General features: G+C 50.4%; 17 protein-coding genes. 8 read left to right on the top strand and 9 right to left on the bottom strand.

Annotated features, from left to right (window positions below; translation table 11 throughout):
* The first annotated feature begins 19 nt into the window (after nt 1-19).
* On the top strand, nt 20-1,690 hold the full coding sequence (locus tag M2404_RS15465; protein ID WP_259240666.1) for a response regulator: 1,671 nt from the start codon (nt 20-22) through the stop codon (nt 1,688-1,690).
* A 3-nt stretch (nt 1,691-1,693) separates the two neighbouring features.
* Here M2404_RS15465 and M2404_RS15470 read toward each other — a convergent pair whose 3' ends face one another.
* Nucleotides 1,694-2,299: a DUF1294 domain-containing protein gene (locus tag M2404_RS15470; protein WP_259240667.1), complete on the bottom strand. Its 606-nt coding sequence runs from the start codon at nt 2,297-2,299 to the stop codon at nt 1,694-1,696.
* 145 nt (nt 2,300-2,444) lie between these two features.
* Nucleotides 2,445-2,873, bottom strand: coding sequence for a nuclear transport factor 2 family protein (locus M2404_RS15475; RefSeq protein WP_259240668.1), 429 nt, complete (start codon nt 2,871-2,873; stop codon nt 2,445-2,447).
* Between the two features lie 185 nt (nt 2,874-3,058).
* Between M2404_RS15475 and M2404_RS15480 the strand changes: the two genes are divergently transcribed.
* Nucleotides 3,059-3,976 (top strand): DMT family transporter, encoded by a 918-nt coding sequence (locus M2404_RS15480; RefSeq protein WP_259240669.1) that lies wholly within the window; start codon nt 3,059-3,061, stop codon nt 3,974-3,976.
* 23 nt (nt 3,977-3,999) lie between these two features.
* On the opposite strand, the gene M2404_RS15485 is transcribed toward M2404_RS15480, so the two are convergent.
* The 7 genes from M2404_RS15485 to M2404_RS15515 all read right to left on the bottom strand — a co-directional run bounded on the left by M2404_RS15485 (nt 4,000) and on the right by M2404_RS15515 (nt 12,365).
* Nucleotides 4,000-4,758, bottom strand: a complete 759-nt coding sequence (locus M2404_RS15485) for an SDR family oxidoreductase (RefSeq protein ID WP_259240670.1) — start codon at nt 4,756-4,758, stop codon at nt 4,000-4,002.
* A gap of 403 nt (nt 4,759-5,161) precedes the next feature.
* The gene (gene mmsB, locus M2404_RS15490; RefSeq protein ID WP_259240671.1) at nt 5,162-6,049 is read right to left on the bottom strand and encodes a 3-hydroxyisobutyrate dehydrogenase; all 888 of its coding nucleotides are present in this window, start codon (nt 6,047-6,049) and stop codon (nt 5,162-5,164) included.
* Between the two features lie 12 nt (nt 6,050-6,061).
* Nucleotides 6,062-7,204 (bottom strand): enoyl-CoA hydratase/isomerase family protein, encoded by a 1,143-nt coding sequence (locus M2404_RS15495; RefSeq protein WP_259240672.1) that lies wholly within the window; start codon nt 7,202-7,204, stop codon nt 6,062-6,064.
* A complete protein-coding gene (locus M2404_RS15500) occupies nt 7,204-7,977 on the bottom strand; it encodes an enoyl-CoA hydratase (RefSeq protein ID WP_259240673.1) in 774 nt (257 codons plus the stop codon). The genes M2404_RS15495 and M2404_RS15500 overlap by 1 nt, the downstream gene beginning before the upstream one ends.
* 176 nt (nt 7,978-8,153) lie before the next feature.
* Entirely contained in the window at nt 8,154-9,311 is a 1,158-nt protein-coding gene (locus tag M2404_RS15505; RefSeq protein WP_259240674.1) for an acyl-CoA dehydrogenase family protein, read from the bottom strand.
* Nucleotides 9,312-9,612: 301 nt separating this feature from the next.
* Nucleotides 9,613-11,109, bottom strand: coding sequence for a CoA-acylating methylmalonate-semialdehyde dehydrogenase (locus M2404_RS15510; RefSeq protein WP_259240675.1), 1,497 nt, complete (start codon nt 11,107-11,109; stop codon nt 9,613-9,615).
* Between the two features lie 74 nt (nt 11,110-11,183).
* On the bottom strand, nt 11,184-12,365 hold the full coding sequence (locus M2404_RS15515; RefSeq protein WP_259240676.1) for a thiolase family protein: 1,182 nt from the start codon (nt 12,363-12,365) through the stop codon (nt 11,184-11,186).
* Between the two features lie 262 nt (nt 12,366-12,627).
* Between M2404_RS15515 and M2404_RS15520 the strand changes: the two genes are divergently transcribed.
* The 6 genes from M2404_RS15520 (at nt 12,628) to M2404_RS15545 (ending at nt 20,196) form a co-directional block, all read left to right on the top strand.
* Nucleotides 12,628-13,032, top strand: a complete 405-nt coding sequence (locus M2404_RS15520) for a MerR family transcriptional regulator (RefSeq protein WP_259240677.1) — start codon at nt 12,628-12,630, stop codon at nt 13,030-13,032.
* 32 nt (nt 13,033-13,064) lie between these two features.
* Nucleotides 13,065-14,234 (top strand): isovaleryl-CoA dehydrogenase, encoded by a 1,170-nt coding sequence (locus tag M2404_RS15525; RefSeq protein ID WP_259240678.1) that lies wholly within the window; start codon nt 13,065-13,067, stop codon nt 14,232-14,234.
* 334 nt (nt 14,235-14,568) lie between these two features.
* A complete protein-coding gene (locus M2404_RS15530) occupies nt 14,569-16,176 on the top strand; it encodes a carboxyl transferase domain-containing protein (protein WP_259240679.1) in 1,608 nt (535 codons plus the stop codon).
* Nucleotides 16,177-16,484: 308 nt separating this feature from the next.
* Nucleotides 16,485-17,285 (top strand): enoyl-CoA hydratase/isomerase family protein, encoded by an 801-nt coding sequence (locus tag M2404_RS15535; RefSeq protein ID WP_259240680.1) that lies wholly within the window; start codon nt 16,485-16,487, stop codon nt 17,283-17,285.
* Nucleotides 17,285-19,285, top strand: coding sequence for an acetyl/propionyl/methylcrotonyl-CoA carboxylase subunit alpha (locus tag M2404_RS15540; RefSeq protein ID WP_259240681.1), 2,001 nt, complete (start codon nt 17,285-17,287; stop codon nt 19,283-19,285). Before M2404_RS15535 ends, M2404_RS15540 begins: the two co-directional genes overlap by 1 nt.
* Nucleotides 19,282-20,196 carry a hydroxymethylglutaryl-CoA lyase gene (locus M2404_RS15545; RefSeq protein WP_259240682.1) on the top strand — a complete coding sequence of 305 codons (915 nt, stop codon included), beginning with the start codon at nt 19,282-19,284 and terminating at the stop codon, nt 20,194-20,196. The genes M2404_RS15540 and M2404_RS15545 overlap by 4 nt, the downstream gene beginning before the upstream one ends.

Here is a 20,196-nt window from a genome sequence, read left to right on the forward strand (position 1 = left end):
ATCAGCAAATGTTGTTTTAGTGATCTTGCCTGATATGGACGCCAGCTTTTTCCGTTGTAAACAAATCCTGATTATTGATGACTGCGCGCCCGTCAGAGCATCTATCAAAGCAATGGCGCAGCAAATTGGCTTTGAGTCTATTCATCTGGCACGCGATGCCAACGAAGCTATAGCCAAATGCCATGAGCTCCCGTTTGATTTTATCCTGTGCGATTTTAACCTGGGAGAAGGTAAAGACGGTTATCAGGTATTCGAAACCCTGAAAGCACAGCAGTTACTGGCACCACTAAATTGTTTTTTAATGGTCAGTGCTGAAAATCAACGGCAAATTGTGCATGGCATGATTGAACTGCAACCCGACGATTATTTGCTTAAACCGTTTTCTTACCAGCAACTGGAAGAGCGGATTATCCGGGCCATTACCAACCGTATTGCGCTGCGCAAAGTGTATGTTCACCTGTTTGAGGATGATTATAAAAACGCTATTACCGAATGCGACAACGCCACTGCCAGCAAGCCCGAGTTTGCTATTGCGGCGATGCGGATCAAAGGCGAGCTGTTGATAAAGCTGCGGCTATTTGCTCAGGCAGAGCAATTTTATCTGCAGATAATGCAACAATATAAAAAAGCCGCCTGGGCCAGGCTTGGCTATGCGCTGTCCTGCTTTTATCAGGAGCGCTGGGATGACACCGAGCTGCAACTGGCCGACCTTACCCAGTTTGATGAAACCAAGGTAGAAGCGCTCGACTGGTTGTCGCGGCTGTACGTAAAGTACCGGCGCTTTCAGATTGCACATGACACCCTGTACGAAGCCGTGTTGTTATCGCCGAAAAATATCACCCGGCAAAAAACCCTGGCTAATCTGGCTTCTATCATTGGCGATAAGCTGGCCGCCGCACGTATTAACGCCAAAATTGTCATAGCGGCGCGTCACTCGGTAAACGATATTGCCGATAACTACCTTAACCAGGCCAGAGCACTGGTAGACGCAGCATACTGCGGTAACGTTCTGGAGCGCGCTGTAACGGTAAATAACGCCGCCAGAATAGTTGATCATCTGGCAAAACGCTTTGATATTGCCAAACTTAAAGCTGAAATTACCGTACTACGTTGCCGTTTTCTGGCAGCCAAAGGTGAACTGGCCGATGCCAAGCAGTTAATTGCCGAAGTACCCGTTTCGCACAAAACCAATATGAGTATCGACAGTTGCCTGGATGCCGCCAAAGCCTACTTCGAACTGGGCGACCTCTACGCCAGCCAGAGCTATATCGACAAGTTGCAGCATATTCTGGATCGGGACGACTTTCTGACAGAGACCCAGCGTATTATGCTGGAAATGGAGCAGGCCCGGCATGAAGAGCTCAAAGCCAAACTAAAAATCATCAACGCTGAAGCCGCTGAAGCCTACCAGCGGGGAAATTTTGACGAGGCGTTCGAGCGCTTTGCCGAAACCTTCGACTACATGCCAACCAACCCCACTATAGCGTTAAACCTGATGCAAACCATGACCAAAGGCGCCAGATTAATGCCCATAACCCAGCGTTATATGCGCGCAGCAGTAAAACTGCTGGCCAAAAGCGAGCTGGACGAAGAAATGACAGCCCGCTTTAAACGCCATCTGAACCAGCTAAAAGAAATGCACCCGGAGCTTATCCCACGCCGCCGGCCAAAAGAGCGGGAAGCGCTGTAATAGCTAATAAACCACCAACTGAGCCGGCAGCAGATTTTGGTTGTGTAGCCATAGTACTGCGCTGATATTTGCCAGTGCTGCCAGATAAAATACAGTGCGAAACGCGCGTTTTTGTGACTTATGCCGTAAATAGCTTTGCGCCAGTAATGCCCCCGGCCAACCGCCAAGCAGCGCCATAAGTTGCAGCGTAGACTCTTGTATACGCCATTGCCCGGCCAGAGCTTTGCGCTTATCCCACCAATAGGTCAGGTAGCTAACTATACTCATAGCACCATAAATTATGGGTATATATAACGGCAGCTCAGCCGTTACTACTGCACCAACCAAAAGGGCTGCAAACAGCAATACCAGTATTAATGGCCAGCGAGACGCCGTTTTCGCTGCTTTAAGCTTACGTTTTTCACCGGCATAGGTTACCTGTTGTGCCTGCAGCCTGCCCTGCGCGTCTTTAGCTACCGAATATGTTACAACCTCACCGACAAGAGGCCTGCGGCTGCGGTTTTGTAACCCCGTCATATGCAAAAACACCCGCTCGCCTTTTAGCAGTGGCTGTATAAAACCAAAACCTTTAGCGTCATCCCACTGGGTAATTTTTCCCTTTACCAGCATAACTGCTCCTTATTCTCCGGACTATTGCCTATCCGTATAGTTGTAGCAAAATTGGCTACGATTGAAGCCTGTTAAGCCGCAACGATATCGATGCTGGCCAGGGTTTAACCTGCCAGCTTTTTACCAGGCAAAAAGTGCATACGGCCTACTCAGCTTTAATCGTGGCTTGCCAGTTTACAGCCTGCCATTGGCCGTTCTTGCGGATAAAAGTCCCGCTGTTTAAATAACGTTTGGTTTCGCTGGCTGATTTACCCACCAGCACAAAGGCCACTACAGCGGTATCACCGTACTGCATAATGCGCAGATCTTCGCTGCTGTATACGGTATCAATTTCATCGGGTTTTAACATACCCCGGCTACTTACGCCTTGCATCAGCTCGGCTTTGCCAAAGCGCGTGCCGCTTGAACTGGTATAAATAAGCTCATCAGCCCAGTATTTGTTATGAATAGCTGCATCATTACGGGTAGCGCCGTCTAAAAATTCGCTTAAAAGCGCAGTAAGTTCGGCTTTGTCATCAGCCAGAGCCGGCATAGAACAAAACAGCAGTGACATAACGATTAGAATTTTTTTCATCAGAAGTTCCAAGATGTTGTTTTTGCATGCTTCAGAGTAGCAATTTCAGCCACTAACGCAATATATAACGCACTTTCACCAATCAACTATTGACCTTAAGTTAAGTTGAGATTTTATAGTGTCCGCGTTTTGCAACAAACACTTAGCTTAGTCCTTCTTAATCTGCTTATTTCAGGAGTTGTTCAATGCCTTCAGCCGTGCCGCAAGCCCGCTGGTTTGATATTTGTTTAACTGCAACAGCGCCATTAATTTGGGGCAGTACTTATATGGTTACCACTGAATTTCTGCCGCCCGATGTACCACTGTTGTCTGCCACACTACGCACTCTGCCGGTTGGTTTACTCATGCTGTTGTGCCTGCGCCAGATCCCAGCCAAAGGCTGGTGGGGCAAAATTTTTCTGCTGGGCATGCTGAATATCGGCATCTTTCAAGCGTTGCTGTTTGTGGCAGCCTATCGTTTACCTGGTGGCGTAGCAGCAACGGTTGGTGCTATTCAACCGCTGGTGGTGGTGCTACTGGGCTGGGCAGTGCTGAATGCCAAAACCAGCATGCTAAGCTGGATTGCTGCCTTGTGTGGTTTAGCCGGTGTGGCCATGTTGGTGTTGGGGCCGACAGCGAAACTGGATTTTATCGGCGTAGCCGCTGCGGCTGCAGGTGCCTTTGCTATGGCCTGTGGTACTTTGCTAACCAAAAAATGGCTGCCGCCTGCCAGCGCTATGGTATTAACCAGCTGGCAGCTTACTGCAGGCGGGCTGTTTTTATTGCCACTGGCATTGATATTCGAACCAATGCCAAACCATTTTAGCGTAATGAACATCGCCGGTTATCTGTGGCTAGGCGTAGTTGGTACCGGATTAACTTATGTGTTGTGGTTGCGTGGTGTGTTAAAGATGCAAGCAGCAGCGGTTACCACACTTAGCTTACTGAGCCCGCTAAGCGCTACTGTATTGGGGGTAATGGTACTAAAGCAAAACCTGACTGTTATTCAGGCTGTTGGCATGGCCGCAGTATTACTGGGCGTTTGGCTTGGGCAACAGCCTGTGAAAAAAGGCACAGCAATAACTGTTGAAACCCCAAAACTTATAGTAAAAAAGGCGCCGTAGCGCCAATATTGGTGCGGCTTAGCTTACATGCTAATGCCGCCATCAATTTCTACTACCCGGCCGGTAAAGAAATCGTTTTCAAAAATATACTTGGCGGTGTGGGCAATTTCGCTGGCTTCACCTAAGCGCCCTACAGGCTTCATTTTCTCTAAACGGTCGCGCGCTTCAGGTTTCATCGCATCGGTCATGGCAGTGCGGATAACGCCCGGCGCGATAGCTCCCACCCGAATACCAAAACGGCCCAGTTCACGCGCCCAGGTTACTGTCATGGCTACCACGCCGGCTTTAGAGGCGGCATAGTTGGTTTGCCCCATATTGCCGCCACGGGCAACACTGGACATATTAATAATAACGCCCTTGGTGCCGCGTTTTACCATGGCTGCTGCTGCTTCGCGGCCACAGAGAAATACGCCGGTGAGGTTTACATCAATAACCGACTGGAACTGAGAGAGCGACATCTTGCTTTGCAGCTCGCCATCTTTATATTTCAGCAGCAAGCCATCACGTAAAATACCGGCGTTGTTAATCAGGCCGTCAATGCCGTTAAAATCGCTGTCGATTTGGGCAAAGGTTTCTTCTACCTGCTGCTCATTGGCAACGTTGGCAATATAGGTATGCACTGTGGTTGTAGCACCCAGCTCAGCTTTGGCGGCCGCCAGTTGGTCGGCATTCATATCAATTAACGCCAGTTTGGCGCCCTCAGCCGCGCACATGCGAGCCATTTCCAGCCCTAAGCCTTGTGCCCCGCCTGTGATAACGATGGTTTTGTTTTGCAGGTTCATTTCTTTCTCCGTAATCGCCTGCGCTGCGAACATTTTTGCTGCGACACGCCACAAGCCTTCCCTGGGGCTCGATTCTGGCCATCCATGGCCGCCAACGGTCTTACGCAAAAAGTATCTTCGCGCAGGCTTATCATTATATTGAGACGAAGTTCGCAACTCCGCTCTGGTTAAATTAACTTAAGTGTATTAGCTGGCACAGAGGCTGACACGGATGTACTTTTTTGGCAGACCGTGTTTTTCATGAATGAAAAACAGACAAATTCGTCAGGAGCGAATTTGAACAGCGCCTTTGGCTGCCCTTGGGCAAACTTCAAGGATGAAGTTTGTAACCCTACAGGGAAGTTTTACGGCGTGTCTGACAAAAAATGTACGCAGTAGCCGCGTGACTTTACTACTTAACCAATTACTTCTTTTCAAACAGTTTAAAAATACTGGAAAAATCCAGTTTGCCATTGCCTGCCCGTTGGTGCGTTACATATAGGCTACGCGCCAGTGCGCCCATCGGCGTGCTGCTGTTACTTTGCAGCGCAGCTTCCAGTGCCAGGCCTAAATCTTTTGCCATTAAATCAACCATAAAGCCGCCCTGATAACCATTGCTGGATGGCACATTTGGCATCACATCCGGGCAGGGGTTATACAGCTCCAGCGTCCAGTTGCGGCCCGAGCTTTTTAGCATAATTTCCGATAACACTTTGGGATCCAAGCCGTTATCCACGCCCATTTGCAGCGCTTCTGAAGTGCCAACCATTAAAATACTTAACAACATATTGTTACAGATTTTCGCTACCTGACCTGCGCCCACGCTACCTGCGTGAAACAGGTTTTTGCCCATATTACCAAGCACGGTTTTCGCACGCTCAAAGTGCGCTGCTTCACCGCCGACAATAAAAGTTAAAGTACCAGCCTTCGCGCCGCCCACACCGCCGGATACCGGCGCATCAATAAAAGCAATGCCTTGTGCTGCAAGCCCAGCGCCTACTTTGCGGGCACTGTCGGCATCTATGGTAGAACAATCAATTACCAGCGCATCTTTATTAATATTACCGGCAATACCTTGTTCACCTAAGTACAACCCCAGTACATGCTTACCGGCCGGTAGCATTGAAATAACAAACTCAGCACCAGCAACAGCGTCTGCTGAGGTAGCCGCCACGGCTGCACCCTCGGCTTTTACCTGTGCCAATGCTGCGGCAGATAAATCAAAAGCTGTAACCGAATGGCCAGCTTTCACCAGATTGATGGCCATAGGGCCACCCATATTACCTAAACCTATAAATGCAACCTTAGCCATGTTTGCTCCTAATCAGTTATCTGTTTGGCCTAATTCGCGCAGCGGGTGCGCATTGGCACTCCATGGTGAGCGGAATAGCTCGTCGATCACACTCTGTGGCACATCGCTCACTGTTTTGTATTGCCACTTCGGTTGTAAATCTTTATCCATTAGCAAGGCGCGCACGCCCTCGGTAAACTCGCCCAACTTGCCACACTGCACGCTTAAACCCAGCTCCAGCCGGAAGCTGTCGGCCAGAATCTTACTTTGCCCCAGCTTTAATAGCTCAAATACAATATGCGCGGTAATAGGGCTGCCATAAGCCAGTGATTCTTTGGCTTTTTGCAGCCATTTGTCTTCGCCTGTCATGGTGTTAACTGCACTGATCACCTCAGGCAACGTAGTGAATGTCGCCAGGGCTTCAATGGCACTCTGATGTGGCCGGATATTGCTCAATGGCATTTGCGTGCGACACTGATCTTCTTCAGCTCGCAGCACATCACTGAGTTTTTGATGATTTAATGCAATGGTATCGCCCCATTTAACGGCCAGTAGCTTGTCCAACAGTGCAGTTTTACGTTCATGCAGTAAGAAGTTATCTGCTAAACCAATAAATTTGGCGTCAGCAGCATTAATAGAGGCACCGGTTAACCCTAAAAACAGGCCGCAACCGGTTGGCATACGGTTTAAAAACCAACTGGCGCCCACATCCGGGTACAAACCAATTGCCATTTCCGGCATCGCAATACGGCTGCTGGCCGTAACCACCCGGTGCGAGGCGCCAGCCATCAGGCCTAAACCGCCGCCCATTACTATGCCATTACCCCACACCAGCACAGGTTTACCAAAGGTGTGAATTAAATAATCCAGCGTATATTCTTTGGTAAAAAACTCCTCTACGTACGGGGCATACTCGCCGGGCTTATCCAGCATAGCTTTGTACAAATCACGGATATCACCACCGGCACAAAAGGCTTTATCACCCGCGCCCTGCAACAACACCATGCTAATGCTGCTATCCGACTGCCAAGCTTGTAACTGTGGCAGTAACGACTCCACCATCGGCAAACTAAGCGCATTCAATGATTTTTCTGAATTAAGCGTAGCCACGCCAATTTTTTTACCATTTTGTGCTGCCAGCTCCTGATACAGCACTACCTCGTTTGCGTCGCTCATCAGCCATTCACCCAGTTGGCTTTGCGTTTGTTTAAAAACGCCTGCACACCTTCAACCTGATCTTTAGTATCGAATAAGCCAACAAACAGCTCACGCTCCAGCGGCAGTGCACTTTGCATACTGCTGCTGCGGCCTTGCTGAATAAGCTTTTTACACGCCGTAACCGAGGACGGGCTTTGCTCAGCCACTTTTTCGGCAAGTAACAAAGCGCTTTCCAACGCCATACCGGTAGCAACCACTTCTTCCACCAGCCCAATTTGCAGCGCTTTTTCAGCGCCGATACGCTCGCCGCATAAGATCATGCGCTTGGCCCAACCCTCACCTACCAGCCAGGCCAGGTTTTGTGTACCACCGGCACAAGGCAGTAAGCCTACTTTTGCCTCCGGCAGTGCCATTTGCGCTTGCTGCTCAGCAATACGGATATCACAGGCCAGTGCGACCTCTAAACCACCGCCCATGGCGTAGCCGTTGATGGCGGCAATAGACACGCCGCTAAAGGCGCTTAAGGTTTCAAAGGCTTCGCCGAAAATACGCGCCATATCGCTGGCCACAGCTTTATCGCCATCAGCAAACAGCTTTAAATCGGCACCGGCCGAGAAGAACTTATCGCCCTCACCGGTGATCACCAGTGCGTAGATATTTTTGTCTTCATCCAGGCTTTTCACTGCGTTACGCAGCTGAGTTAAGGTGTCACGCGTCCAGGTATTGGCCGGCGGGTTAGACATAGTGATAAGCGCCGTGTGGCCACGCTTTTCCAGTTTTAGTTGAGCCATTGTTGTCTCCTTTTATTGCCCGAACGTACTCAGGCAAGAAGGAGGATTAGCCTTGTTCTAAAGCGACCGTTGGAGGCCATGGATGGCCGGAATCGAGCCCCATGGACGGTTTACGGCGTGTCGCTGTGGACAAGGCGGTTCCTCCTGATGATTTTACTCATCGTTAAACTAAGTGGTTACAGAATATCGCCTGCGGCTTCATCCAGTAAACGCCGGCCAATAATCAGCCGCATAATTTCATTGGTGCCTTCCAAAATCTGGTGCACACGCACATCACGGAAATGCCGCTCCAATGGGTATTCTTTAATGTAGCCATAACCACCGTGCAGCTGCAGCGCCTGGTCGCAAACCTGGAAACCGACATCGGTAGCAAAGCGCTTGGCCATTGCACAATAGGCAGTGGCTTCGCTGTCTTTTTGGTCCAGCTTAAAAGCCGCTAAGCGCACTAACTGGCGGGCAGCTACTAACTCGGTTGCCATATCTGCCAGTTTAAACTGCAGTGCCTGAAATGCCGCCAGTGGCTTACCAAACTGCTGACGCTCCAGCATATAGTTACGTGCGGTATTCAATGCCTGCTGTGCAGTACCGATTGAGCAGGTAGCAATATTAATCCGGCCACCGTCAAGGCCTTTCATGGCAAAACCAAAGCCTTCGCCTTCATTACCTAACAGGTAATGCGCCGGAATGCGCACATCTTCAAAGGTAATCAGCCGTGTTGGCTGGGCGTTCCAACCCATTTTCTCTTCGGCTTTGCCATAAATTACGCCTTTGGCATCGGCTGGTACAATAAAGGCTGAAATGCCTTTTGGCCCGGCTTCACCGGTACGTGCCATTACCACCAATACTTCAGTCTCACCGGCGCCGGAGATAAACATCTTTGAGCCGTTTAATACGTATTCGTTACCGTCTTTTTTCGCACTGGTGCGCAGGCTGGCGGCATCTGAGCCAGAGCCTGGCTCGGTTAAGCAGTAAGATGCCAGTTTTTGGCCGGTAACTAAGTGCTCCATCCATTCTGCCTTGGCATCACTGGTGCCCCAGTTGGCGATCATCCAGGTGGCCATATTGTGAATGGTCAGCATCGCCGTCGTCGCTGTACAGCCCATCGACAACTGTTCGAAAATAATTGAGGAATCCAGGCGTGATAAGCCCATGCCGCCGTCATCTTCGGGCGTATACAGTGAGCAAAAGCCCAGCTCACCGGCTTTTTGGATCACATTTTTAGGGAAGTGATGCTCACGATCCCACTGCGCTGCGTGTGGCGCCAGCTCTTGTTCGGCAAACTGTTTGGCCACATCGACAAAGGCTTGTTGGTCTTCTGTTAAATTGAAATTCATAGTTGGTCCTGCTTATCCAATCGGCTTCGTTGCTTTCGTACTTTGCTGTATTAATCTTTTTGAACCTGAGTCCATTGCGGATTGCAACGCGGAACCGGAACAACTAAGCAGACGATCAAAAGCGAGGATGGGAGATCCGAGCGGGTCTGCGTGTTGTTACGGTGGAAGCGATTGCCTACACCGAACAGCGAGGACCACACTTTACACACTGACACGCCATAAACCGTCCCTGGGGCTCGATTCCGGCCATCCATGGCCTCCAACGGTCAGTTTAGTAAAGTCTGGCCCTCACCCGTATTATTTACCGCAAGTTAATCGACATATTAGGGCCGGAGACCGGAATATCGTCGTCAAACCAGCGCGCGGTAATGGTTTTCGTCTCGGTATAGAAACGCACTGCCTGCTTACCGTAGGCATGCTGGTCGCCATAGAACGAACCTTTCCAGCCGGTGAACGAGAAAAACGGCAGTGGTACCGGAATAGGAATATTAATACCCACCTGGCCTACTTCCACCTCATGCTGATACTTACGTGCTGCGGCACCGCTAGCGGTGAAAATAGAAGTACCGTTACCGTATGGGCTGTCATTTACCACTTTCAGCGCTTCATCTAAAGAAGCAACGTGCATGGTAGACAACACCGGGCCAAAAATTTCCTGCTTATAAATTTCCATATCGGTAGTAACGTTGCTAAACACCGTTGGGCCTACCCAGTTACCGTTCGGGTAGCCTTCAACTTTGCAGTCAGAGCCATCCAGCACGCAGGTTGCGCCTTCTTTTTTACCCTGTTCAATTAACGATAACACCCGGGCACGCGCCTGCGGGCTTATTTGCGGGCCGTAAGCAGCGTTAGGGTCGGTGTATACACCGGGGCGAACTTTGCCAATGGCAGCAGCCACTTCCGGGATCCAGTCTGCGGCAGCGCCAACAAATACCGCTACAGAAATCGCCATACAGCGCTGACCGGCAGCACCAACAGAGGCACCAACCAGCGCATTCACCACCTGCTGCTTATTAGCATCGGGCATAATAACCATATGGTTTTTCGCACCGGCAAAGGCTTGTACGCGTTTTAAATTGTCAGTACCGGTTTTGTAGATGTACTGGCCAACGTTTACTGAGCCAACAAAAGAAATAGCTTTAATATCCGGGTGATGCAAAATAGCATCTACCTGCTCTTTTGCACCGTGCACTACTTGTAATACACCTTTTGGCGCACCGGCTTTAACAAACAACTCGGCAATTTTGTTTACCGTCATCGGATCTTGCTCAGACGGCTTTAAAATAAAGGTATTACCGCAGGCAATCGCCATCGGGAACATCCACAGCGGGATCATCGCCGGGAAGTTAAACGGTGTAATACCGGCACACACGCCCAGCGGCTGAATGTAACTGTAGGTGTCGATGCTGCGCGCGACGTTTTCTACCGTTTCGCCCATCATTAATGACGGAATATTTGCCGCTTGCTCAACAACTTCGATACCACGCCATACGTCGCCCTTGGCATCTTCAACTGTTTTACCCAGTTCGCGGCAGATAATGTCGGCAATTTCACCCTGGTGTTCTTTTAGCAAATGCGCAAAGCGCATCATTAAACGGGCACGCTCAGATACCGGTACTTCTTTCCACGTTAAAAAAGCCGCTTTGGCTGACTCAATAGCGCGTTCCATTTCGGCCGGTGTGGCACATGCCACCTGAGCAATTACATCTTGTGTTGCCGGGTTGGTAACGGGTATTAGTTTGTCACCTGTTGGTGCGACAAACTCGCCGTCGATAAAATGTTTAACCTGTTGTGTCATGTTGCTTCTCCCGATTGTTTGGGTATGCCGCCGGCCTGTTATGTGTGTAATTGCGCCGGCAGCTTTAATGTTTGTTACAGTACTTCTACGGCCAGTGCCACCGCTTCACCACCGCCGATACACAGTGAGGCTACGCCTTTAGTTAAACCGCGATTACGCAGCGCATGAATAAGCGTAACCAGAATCCGCGCGCCTGAGGCACCGATAGGATGGCCCAGCGCACAGGCACCGCCGTTTACGTTCACTTTGCCCTCATCTAGCCCCAGCTCGTTAATCGCCAACATGGTTACCATGGCAAAGGCTTCGTTAATTTCCCACAGGTCTACCTGCTGTTTATCCCAGCCGGCTTTTTGCAGTACTTTTTGCATCGCGCCAACCGGGGCTACGGTAAACAGTGCCGGTTCCATTGAATTAGTGGCATGCGCCACTACACGCGCCAGTGGCTTAGCGCCCTGCGCTTTAGCGTCAGATTCACGCATTAAAATAAGTGCTGCAGCGCCGTCAGAAATAGAACTGGAATTGGCGGCAGTAATAGTGCCGTCTTTGGCAAATGCAGGGCGTAACGAGGGAATTTTGTCGATTTTGGCATTGCCCGGCTGCTCATCAACGTTAAAGGTCACTTCACCTTTACGGGTTTGGAATGTTACCGGGGTAATTTCGTTTGCAAAAGCGCCGCTGGCAATCGCCTGCTGAGCACGGGTGGTAGATTGCACAGCAAAGGCATCCATCTGCTCACGGGTAATGCCTTTTTCATCAGCTGTGCCTTGGGCAAAACAGCCCATGGCTTTACCGTCATAGGCGTTTTCCAGGCCGTCTAACATCATATGATCTTTAATTTCGCCGTGGCCCATGCGGTAACCGCTGCGGGCTTTTGGCAAAAGGTATGGTGCGTTGCTCATTGACTCCATACCACCTGCCACCACCACATCTGCGCTACCGGCTTTTAATAAGTCACTGGCTAACATTACGGCTTTTAAACCTGAACCACATACTTTATTAATAGTAGTGGCACCCGCGCTTAGCGGTAAGCCGGCTTTTAACGTAGCCTGGCGTGCCGGAGCCTGGCCTAAACCGGCTGGCAACACGTTACCCATAATTACTTCACTGACGTGATCACCGCTTAAACCGGCTTGTTCTAACGCAGCTTTAATCGCGGTGGCACCCAGCACAGTTGCATCTACGTCAGATAAGCCGCCCATAAAGCCGCCCATAGCGGTACGTGTTGCAGCAACGATCACAATATTGTCGGTAGCCATAAAGTTCTCCAAAAAAGCTGTCGGCTAAAAGTTGCACCAGAGCCTACACCAAATTTACGTTTACGCCAACGTCAACTACCTAACACTATGGTAGTGTGCGCTGCTTTTGGTTCAGCAAAGTGTACAGTCTTACCAGTACAAACTGGCATTTTTGCTTTACAAAGGCCATAAAAATGCCGGTTTGGGCAATTTAACAGCCAGCAGCCAGCTTTACCTTTACGTAAACTTCACTTATATTGACAGCGTTTTCGGGGAAGGCGTTATGACAGAAAAAGAAGAAAAAACATATAGTATCAGCGAACTGGCCAAAGAGTTTGATATTACTACCCGTAGTATCCGCTTTTATGAAGATCAGGGGCTGATCACGCCTTTACGTAACGGCCAAACCCGCATTTACAGCAAACGCGATCGGGTGCGATTAAAGCTTATTCTGCGTGGCAAACGCCTGGGCTTTAGCCTGGCCGAAACCGGCCAGCTGTTTGAACTGTACGACGCGGATAAAAGTAGCGTCACCCAATTAAATACTATGCTGAAGCTGATAGAGCTGAAAAAGGCCGAGCTGCATCAGCAACTGGACGATATCAAAGTGGTACTGATGGAGCTGGTAACAGTAGAAAAACGTTGCCGTGACACTTTAGCCGACGCCAAACAACATAAAACCGCTTAAGCGGTCAGAAGACATAGCAAACGGGGATCAACATGATTAGTAGTTATAAAGGGCTTAATTTCGATTTAGGCGAAACGGTAGATATGATCCGCGAGCAGGTTAACGCCTTCGCCCGCGAAGAAATCGCGCCACGCGCAGCCCATATTGACGAGAAAAACGAGTTCCCGAATGAGCTATGGCGAAAATTCGGTGATTTAGGCCTGCTGGGCATTACCGTAGATGAAAAATACGGCGGCTCAGGCTTAGGTTATTTAGAGCACGTAGTCGCACTGGAAGAAATCAGCCGCGCTTCTGCCTCGGTAGGTTTGTCTTACGGTGCGCACTCAAACCTGTGTGTAAACCAGATATTCCGCAATGGTACAGAAGCGCAGAAGATAAAGTATCTGCCAAAACTGTGCTCAGGCGAGCATATCGGTGCACTGGCAATGAGTGAGCCAAACGCCGGTTCTGACGTAGTCAGCATGAGGCTACGCGCCGAGAAAAAAGGCGATAACTACATTTTGAACGGCAATAAAATGTGGATCACCAACGGTCCGGATGCGCACACTTATGTGATTTACGCCAAAACCGACATTAACGCTGGTAGCAAAGGCATCACTGCTTTTATTGTTGAGCGCGGCACCAAAGGTTTTAGCACAGCACAAAAGCTGGACAAGCTGGGTATGCGCGGCTCGAACACCTGTGAGCTGGTATTTGAAGACTGCGAAGTACCGGCAGAAAACGTACTGGGCCAGGTTGGCGGTGGCGTTAAAGTATTAATGAGCGGCCTGGACTACGAGCGCGTAGTACTATCAGCTGGTCCGCTGGGTATTATGCAAGCCTGTATGGATGTGGTAGTACCGTATATTCACGACCGTAAGCAGTTTGGCCAGGCTATTGGGGAATTCCAACTGGTACAGGGCAAACTGGCCGATATGTACACCCAGATGAATGCTGCGAAATCTTATGTTTACACCGTAGCTAAAGCTTGTGACCGTGGTGAAACCACGCGTAAAGATGCCGCTGCAGTTATTCTGTATTCAGCCGAGCTGGCTACCAAGATGGCACTGGATGCCATTCAGTTGTTAGGCGGTAACGGCTACATTAACGAATACCCTACCGGGCGCTTACTGCGTGATGCCAAGCTGTACGAAATTGGTGCCGGTACCTCGGAAATCCGCCGTATGCTGATTGGCCGGGAATTGTTTACTGAATCTAACTAAGGCTTTAAGGCGAAACCCGGGTGGAAGCGGCTGCTTCCACCGCCAAAAATAGCCGTAACCAAATAGAAAGTTGAACGAGGCGAAGCGCGTAACAGATTTAACTAAACGAGCGATCAAAAGTGAGCCGGATGGTCCGACACATCGGGAGCGGCGAACGGGCGAGTGTGTTAAATGTGTGAAAGCAGCGAAGCCGTGAATCTAAGTCCGGTGCAGGCCAAAGCTTCCACCGTAACAACACGCAGACCCGCTCGGATCTCCCATCCTCGCTCTTGATCGTCTGCTTAGTTGTTCCGGTTCCGCTTTGTCTAACCAGCTCTGGTATAAGGTGACTTAAGTGACCAGAATTACCTCCAAAATAAACCCTCGCTCTGAGGACTTCCAGAAAAACGCCGCCGCCATGCAGGCCGTGGTCGATGATCTGCAAAGCAAAGTACAGCAAATTAAACTCGGTGGCGGCGAAGCGTTAATTGCCCGCCATACCGCCCGTGGCAAACTCTTTGTGCGTGACCGTATTCAAAAACTGCTTGACCCCGGCTCACCGTTTTTAGAAGTCGGCCAGTTTGCCGGTTGGGAATGCTACGACGATTACGTACCCAGCGCCGGTGTCGTCGCCGGTATCGGCCGTGTTAACGGTGTTGAATGCATGATTGTCGCCAACGATGCCACGGTAAAAGGCGGTACTTACTACCCGCTTACGGTGAAAAAACACTTACGCGCCCAGGAAATTGCCGAGCGCTGCCACCTGCCGTGTATTTACTTGGTTGACTCCGGCGGTGCTAACCTGCCGCGCCAGGATGACGTGTTCCCCGACAAACTGCACTTTGGCCGTATTTTCTTTAACCAGGCCAATATGTCGGCCAAAGGTATACCGCAAATTGCCGTAGTAATGGGCTTGTGTACCGCCGGTGGTGCTTATGTACCGGCCATGGCTGATGAAAGCATTATCGTTAAAGAGCAAGGCACTATCTTTTTAGCCGGCCCACCGCTGGTAAAAGCTGCCACCGGCGAAGAAGTATCAGCCGAAGAACTGGGTGGTGCCGATGTGCACTGCAAAATCTCCGGCGTAGCCGATCACTATGCATTAAACGACGAACACGCACTGCAACTGGCACGTAATGCAGTAAGCCGCCTTAACCGCCCTGCCCCGCAAGCTATGGATATAAAAGCGCCGCAAGAGCCATTGTATGATGCTAAAGAGCTGTACGGCATAGTCGGTACAGACCTGCGCAAGCCGTTTGATGTAAAAGAAGTTATCGCGCGTATTGTCGATGGCTCAGACTTTGATGAGTTTAAGCAATATTACGGCGCTACTTTAGTGTGCGGCTTTGCACGCATTTTCGGCTATCCGATCGGCATCGTTGCCAATAACGGCATACTGTTTTCAGAGTCAGCGCAAAAAGGCGCGCACTTTATTGAGCTTTGCGCCCAGCGCAAAATTCCGTTGCTGTTCCTGCAAAACATCACCGGCTTTATGGTCGGAAAAAAATACGAAGCTGAAGGCATAGCCAAGCACGGTGCCAAGATGGTAATGGCAGTAAGCTGTGCCAAAGTACCCAAATTTACTGTACTTATTGGCGGCAGCTACGGCGCCGGTAACTACGGTATGTGTGGCCGGGCTTACGACCCGACCATGATGTGGATGTGGCCCAATGCCCGTATTTCAGTAATGGGTGGCGAGCAAGCAGCTGGTGTTATGGCGCAGGTGACTAAAGACGGTTTAGCGCGTAAAGGCGAAACGCTTTCAGCAGATGCCGAAAAAGCGCTGAAACAGCCTATTATTGAGCAGTATGAAAAACAGGGCCACCCGTACTATGCCAGTGGCCGCTTGTGGGATGACGGTATTATCGACCCGGCGCAAACGCGGATGACAGTGGGCCTGGCCTTAGCCGCCGCGCTGAATGCACCAATTGAAGAAAGCCGCTTTGGCGTGTTTCGGATGTGATTTCACTATGATGCAGACAATCGCAATCACTCCGTACAACTTTGTCAGAACACGCCGTGAATACATCCCTGTAGGCTCGTGTTTTTCGTCCCTGAAAAACACGGTTCTGAGCAAAGTGCACTGCGCGCTTGCTGCACCGGATATCAAGCGGGTGCGGATGTGATTTTTTCGGCGACCGTTGGAGGCCATGGATGGCCGGAATCGAGCCCCATGGATGGTTTATGGCGTGTCGCAGAAAAAACTTCACGCAGCAACCGCGATTTCGAAGAAATGCAGTCTCAAGTTGCATTAATACTTTCGGAGAGAAAATGAACCAGGTTTACACAGAAGTCAGTATCGACCCACGCGGCGTAGCCACCCTAACGCTAAACCGCCCCGAGGTGCATAACGCCTTTGACGATGCGATGATAGCCGAGCTTATCGCCGTACTGCGCGATTTAGCCAATAACGACAAAGTGCGTCTGCTGGTGCTTACCGCCAACGGCAAAAACTTCTCTGCCGGTGCCGACTTAAACTGGATGCGCTCAATGGCGCAAAAAAACTATCAGCAAAATTTAAACGACGCCAGCGAACTTGCCACCCTAATGCACCGGCTGGATAAATTTCCCAAGCCGACTATTGCCCTGGTAAAAGGCGCCGCCTTTGGTGGTGCTTTAGGCTTAGTGGCTTGCTGCGATATCGCCATTGCCGAAGAAAATGCCAGCTTTTGCTTAAGCGAAGTGCGCATCGGTTTAATACCTGCCGTGATCAGCCCTTATGTTATGCGTGCCATTGGCGAGCGTGAAAGCCGGCGTTACTTTTTAACTGCCGAACGTTTTATGGCGCCCAAAGCCAAACAGCTGGGCCTGCTGCATGAAGTGGTTAGCGAAGGCGAGTTAAACGATAGCCTGGAAACTTTTATCAATAGCCTGCTACAAAACAGCCCCAAAGCAATCACAGCCGCTAAATCGCTTATTCACAACATTTATAACCGCAAGATTAGCAATAACGTAATCGCCCACACCGAGCAGGCGATTGCTGAAATCCGGGTATCACCTGAAGGTCAGGAAGGCTTAAGCGCATTCTTAGAAAAACGTAAACCAGCCTGGCTTGGCAAGGAAGACGCATAATGTTTCGTAAAATATTAATCGCCAACCGTGGCGAAATTGCCTGCCGCGTAATTGACACTGCGCATAAACTCGGCATCCGCTGCGTGGCGGTGTATTCCGAAGCCGACGCCAATGCCCGCCATGTGCGCATGGCAGACGAAGCCTATTTGTTAGGCCCGGCGCCAAGCAAAGACTCTTACTTACGCGCAGATAAAATTATCGCCATTGCCAAACAAAGCGGCGCCGAGGCCATTCACCCCGGTTACGGCTTTTTATCGGAAAACGAAAGCTTTGCCAAAGCCTGTGAGGAAGCTGGTGTGGTGTTTATCGGCCCACCTGTGGATGCTATTACCGCCATGGGTTCAAAAAGTGCCGCCAAAGAAATTATGGCCAAAGCCGGTGTACCGCTCGTCCTCGGCTATCACGGTGACGATCAAAGCGATGCGTTGCTAAGCGCTGAGTCAGAGCGTGTCGGCTACCCACAGCTGCTAAAAGCCGCTTATGGTGGCGGTGGTAAAGGTATGCGCGTGGTATGGAAACAGCAAGAGTTTGCTGATGCTTTAGCCAGCGCCCGGCGTGAAGCCAAAGCCGGTTTTGGCAATGATAAAATGCTGATCGAGCGCTATTTAACCAAACCGCGCCACATTGAAATTCAGGTATTTGCCGACAACCACGGCAATGCGGTGTACTTAGCCGAGCGCGATTGCTCTATTCAGCGCCGCCACCAAAAGGTGATTGAAGAAGCGCCGGCACCGAACTTTAGCAGCGAACAGCGTAAAGCCATGGGCGAAGCCGCAGTTAAAGCCGCCAAAGCCATTGATTATCGCGGCGCCGGTACGGTGGAGTTTTTGTTCGACGAAGACGGCTCCTTCTACTTTATGGAAATGAACACCCGGCTGCAGGTTGAGCACCCGGTTACCGAGATGATCACCGGCCAGGATTTGGTTAAATGGCAGTTGCTGGTTGCGGCCGGTGAGAAATTGCCACTGGCACAGGATGATATTCAGCTGGATGGCCATGCTATTGAAGTACGGGTATATGCAGAAGATCCCGACAACGACTTTCTGCCACAAACCGGCAAGCTGACCTATTTACGCCAGCCCGAAGCCAACCGCCATGTACGCGTTGATACCGGTGTGGTAGAAAACGATGAAGTATCGCCGTTTTATGACCCAATGATAGCCAAGCTGATTGTCTGGGATGAAAGCCGTGACCGCGCTATCGCCCGTATGTTGCGTGCACTGGATGATTACCGCATTGCCGGTGTTACCACCAACTTAGGCTTTTTAACCAGCTTAACCGAGCACCCGGCGTTCAAAGCCGCACAACTGGATACTAACTTTATTAACCAACACCAGCACACGCTGTTTGCCCCGGCGAATAAAGAAAATAACCAGGCGCTGGTGCTGGCTGCCCTTTATATCTTGCAGCAGCAAAAAGCACCGCAAACGTCATGTAACAGCTTTAGCCCCTGGCAATTCAGCCATGGCTGGCGTATCAACGAAACCCCAACAGTAGAAATTGCCCTGCAACACGGCGGGCATAAAACACTGTTAAAAGTGCAACAGCTGCAGCAACACTATGTGATTGACGTTGAAGGCCAACAGCTTTGCTGCACTGCCGAACTAAACGGTGATGAGCTTAGTGCAGTGCTGGGCGATCATCGCACCAAGGTGCGGGTAAGTCGCTATGCTGATACCTTTAATGGCGACACCATCAGTGTGTTTATTAAGCATCAGCGGTACGACTTTATCTATCAGACTGAAGTTGCTACAGAAGTAGAAGGCGCAGATCACGCCGGCAGCTTAACGGCGCCGATGAACGGCACTATAGTGGCAGTAATGGCAAAGGCCGGTAGTAACGTAAAAGCTGGTGATACCCTGGTGATTATGGAAGCGATGAAAATGGAATACAGCATTAAAGCACCGAAAAACGGTGTGGTAAATGAAGTGTTTTATGCCGCCGGAGATTTGGTAAAAGACGGTGCCGAACTGGTCGATTTTAGCCCGGAGGAAGCATGAGTTTTCCCAAACAAGTACGCATTGTTGAAGTAGGCCCGCGTGATGGCCTGCAAAACGAAGCCGCGGTTGCCTGCGCCGATAAAATCGCACTGATTGATATGCTAACAGCAGCTGGCCATAGCTACATTGAAAGCGGTGCCTTTGTTTCGCCCAAGTGGGTACCGCAAATGGCTGATTCTACACAGGTGTTTGCCGGTATCAGCCGCAAAGCCGGTGTAACCTACGCTGCGCTTACGCCCAATTTAAAAGGCTATGAAGCAGCCAAAGCGGCCGGCGCCACTGAAGTAGCAATTTTTGGTGCAGCGTCTGAAGCTTTCAGTCAAAAGAACATTAACTGCAGCATTGCAGAAAGCCTGGAACGTTTTGCGCCTGTAGTTGAAGCGGCTAAAGCCGATGGCATTAAGGTGCGCGGCTATGTGTCTTGTGTAGTGGGTTGCCCCTATCAGGGTGATGTTGCGCCAACTGAAGTAGCCCTGGTAGCTAAAGCCCTGTTAGAGATGGGCTGCTATGAAATTTCATTGGGCGATACCATAGGTGTTGGCACGCCGGATAAAGTGAATGCCATGCTCGATGCGGTGCTTTCCATGGTGTCGCCGGATAAGCTGGCGGTGCATTTTCACGACACTTACGGCCAGGCGTTAACCAATATTTACGTGGCGCTAAGCCGCGGTATTACAGTGATTGATAGCGCCGTGGCGGGCCTGGGCGGGTGCCCTTACGCTGCAGGGGCGTCAGGCAATGTTGCCACAGAAGATGTGGTGTATTTACTTAACGGTCTTGGTATTTCGCACGGTATAGATTTAACTGCGCTGGCAAAGGCCGGCTGGTTTATTACCGACAAGCTGGGGAAACAGCCTAGTTCTAAAGTAGGATTGGCGCTAAGGGCCAAGTGCACGCAAACTGGTAGTTAG

The organism is Rheinheimera pacifica (assembly GCF_024809855.1).
Classification (GTDB): domain Bacteria; phylum Pseudomonadota; class Gammaproteobacteria; order Enterobacterales; family Alteromonadaceae; genus Alishewanella; species Alishewanella pacifica_A.

What these genes read in the sequence shown, in the direction of transcription:
- M2404_RS15540 (WP_259240681.1), top strand. Translation starts at nt 17,285, where the DNA reads ATGTTTCGTAAAATATTAATCGCCAACCGTGGCGAAATTGCCTGCCGC.
- mmsB (WP_259240671.1), bottom strand. Translation starts at nt 6,049, where the DNA reads ATGGCTAAGGTTGCATTTATAGGTTTAGGTAATATGGGTGGCCCTATG.
- M2404_RS15510 (WP_259240675.1), bottom strand. Translation starts at nt 11,109, where the DNA reads ATGACACAACAGGTTAAACATTTTATCGACGGCGAGTTTGTCGCACCA.
- M2404_RS15500 (WP_259240673.1), bottom strand. Translation starts at nt 7,977, where the DNA reads ATGGCTCAACTAAAACTGGAAAAGCGTGGCCACACGGCGCTTATCACT.
- M2404_RS15535 (WP_259240680.1), top strand. Translation starts at nt 16,485, where the DNA reads ATGAACCAGGTTTACACAGAAGTCAGTATCGACCCACGCGGCGTAGCC.
- M2404_RS15520 (WP_259240677.1), top strand. Translation starts at nt 12,628, where the DNA reads ATGACAGAAAAAGAAGAAAAAACATATAGTATCAGCGAACTGGCCAAA.
- M2404_RS15545 (WP_259240682.1), top strand. Translation starts at nt 19,282, where the DNA reads ATGAGTTTTCCCAAACAAGTACGCATTGTTGAAGTAGGCCCGCGTGAT.
- M2404_RS15505 (WP_259240674.1), bottom strand. Translation starts at nt 9,311, where the DNA reads ATGAATTTCAATTTAACAGAAGACCAACAAGCCTTTGTCGATGTGGCC.
- M2404_RS15495 (WP_259240672.1), bottom strand. Translation starts at nt 7,204, where the DNA reads ATGAGCGACGCAAACGAGGTAGTGCTGTATCAGGAGCTGGCAGCACAA.
- M2404_RS15515 (WP_259240676.1), bottom strand. Translation starts at nt 12,365, where the DNA reads ATGGCTACCGACAATATTGTGATCGTTGCTGCAACACGTACCGCTATG.
- M2404_RS15480 (WP_259240669.1), top strand. Translation starts at nt 3,059, where the DNA reads ATGCCTTCAGCCGTGCCGCAAGCCCGCTGGTTTGATATTTGTTTAACT.
- M2404_RS15470 (WP_259240667.1), bottom strand. Translation starts at nt 2,299, where the DNA reads ATGCTGGTAAAGGGAAAAATTACCCAGTGGGATGACGCTAAAGGTTTT.
- M2404_RS15525 (WP_259240678.1), top strand. Translation starts at nt 13,065, where the DNA reads ATGATTAGTAGTTATAAAGGGCTTAATTTCGATTTAGGCGAAACGGTA.
- M2404_RS15485 (WP_259240670.1), bottom strand. Translation starts at nt 4,758, where the DNA reads ATGAACCTGCAAAACAAAACCATCGTTATCACAGGCGGGGCACAAGGC.
- M2404_RS15475 (WP_259240668.1), bottom strand. Translation starts at nt 2,873, where the DNA reads ATGAAAAAAATTCTAATCGTTATGTCACTGCTGTTTTGTTCTATGCCG.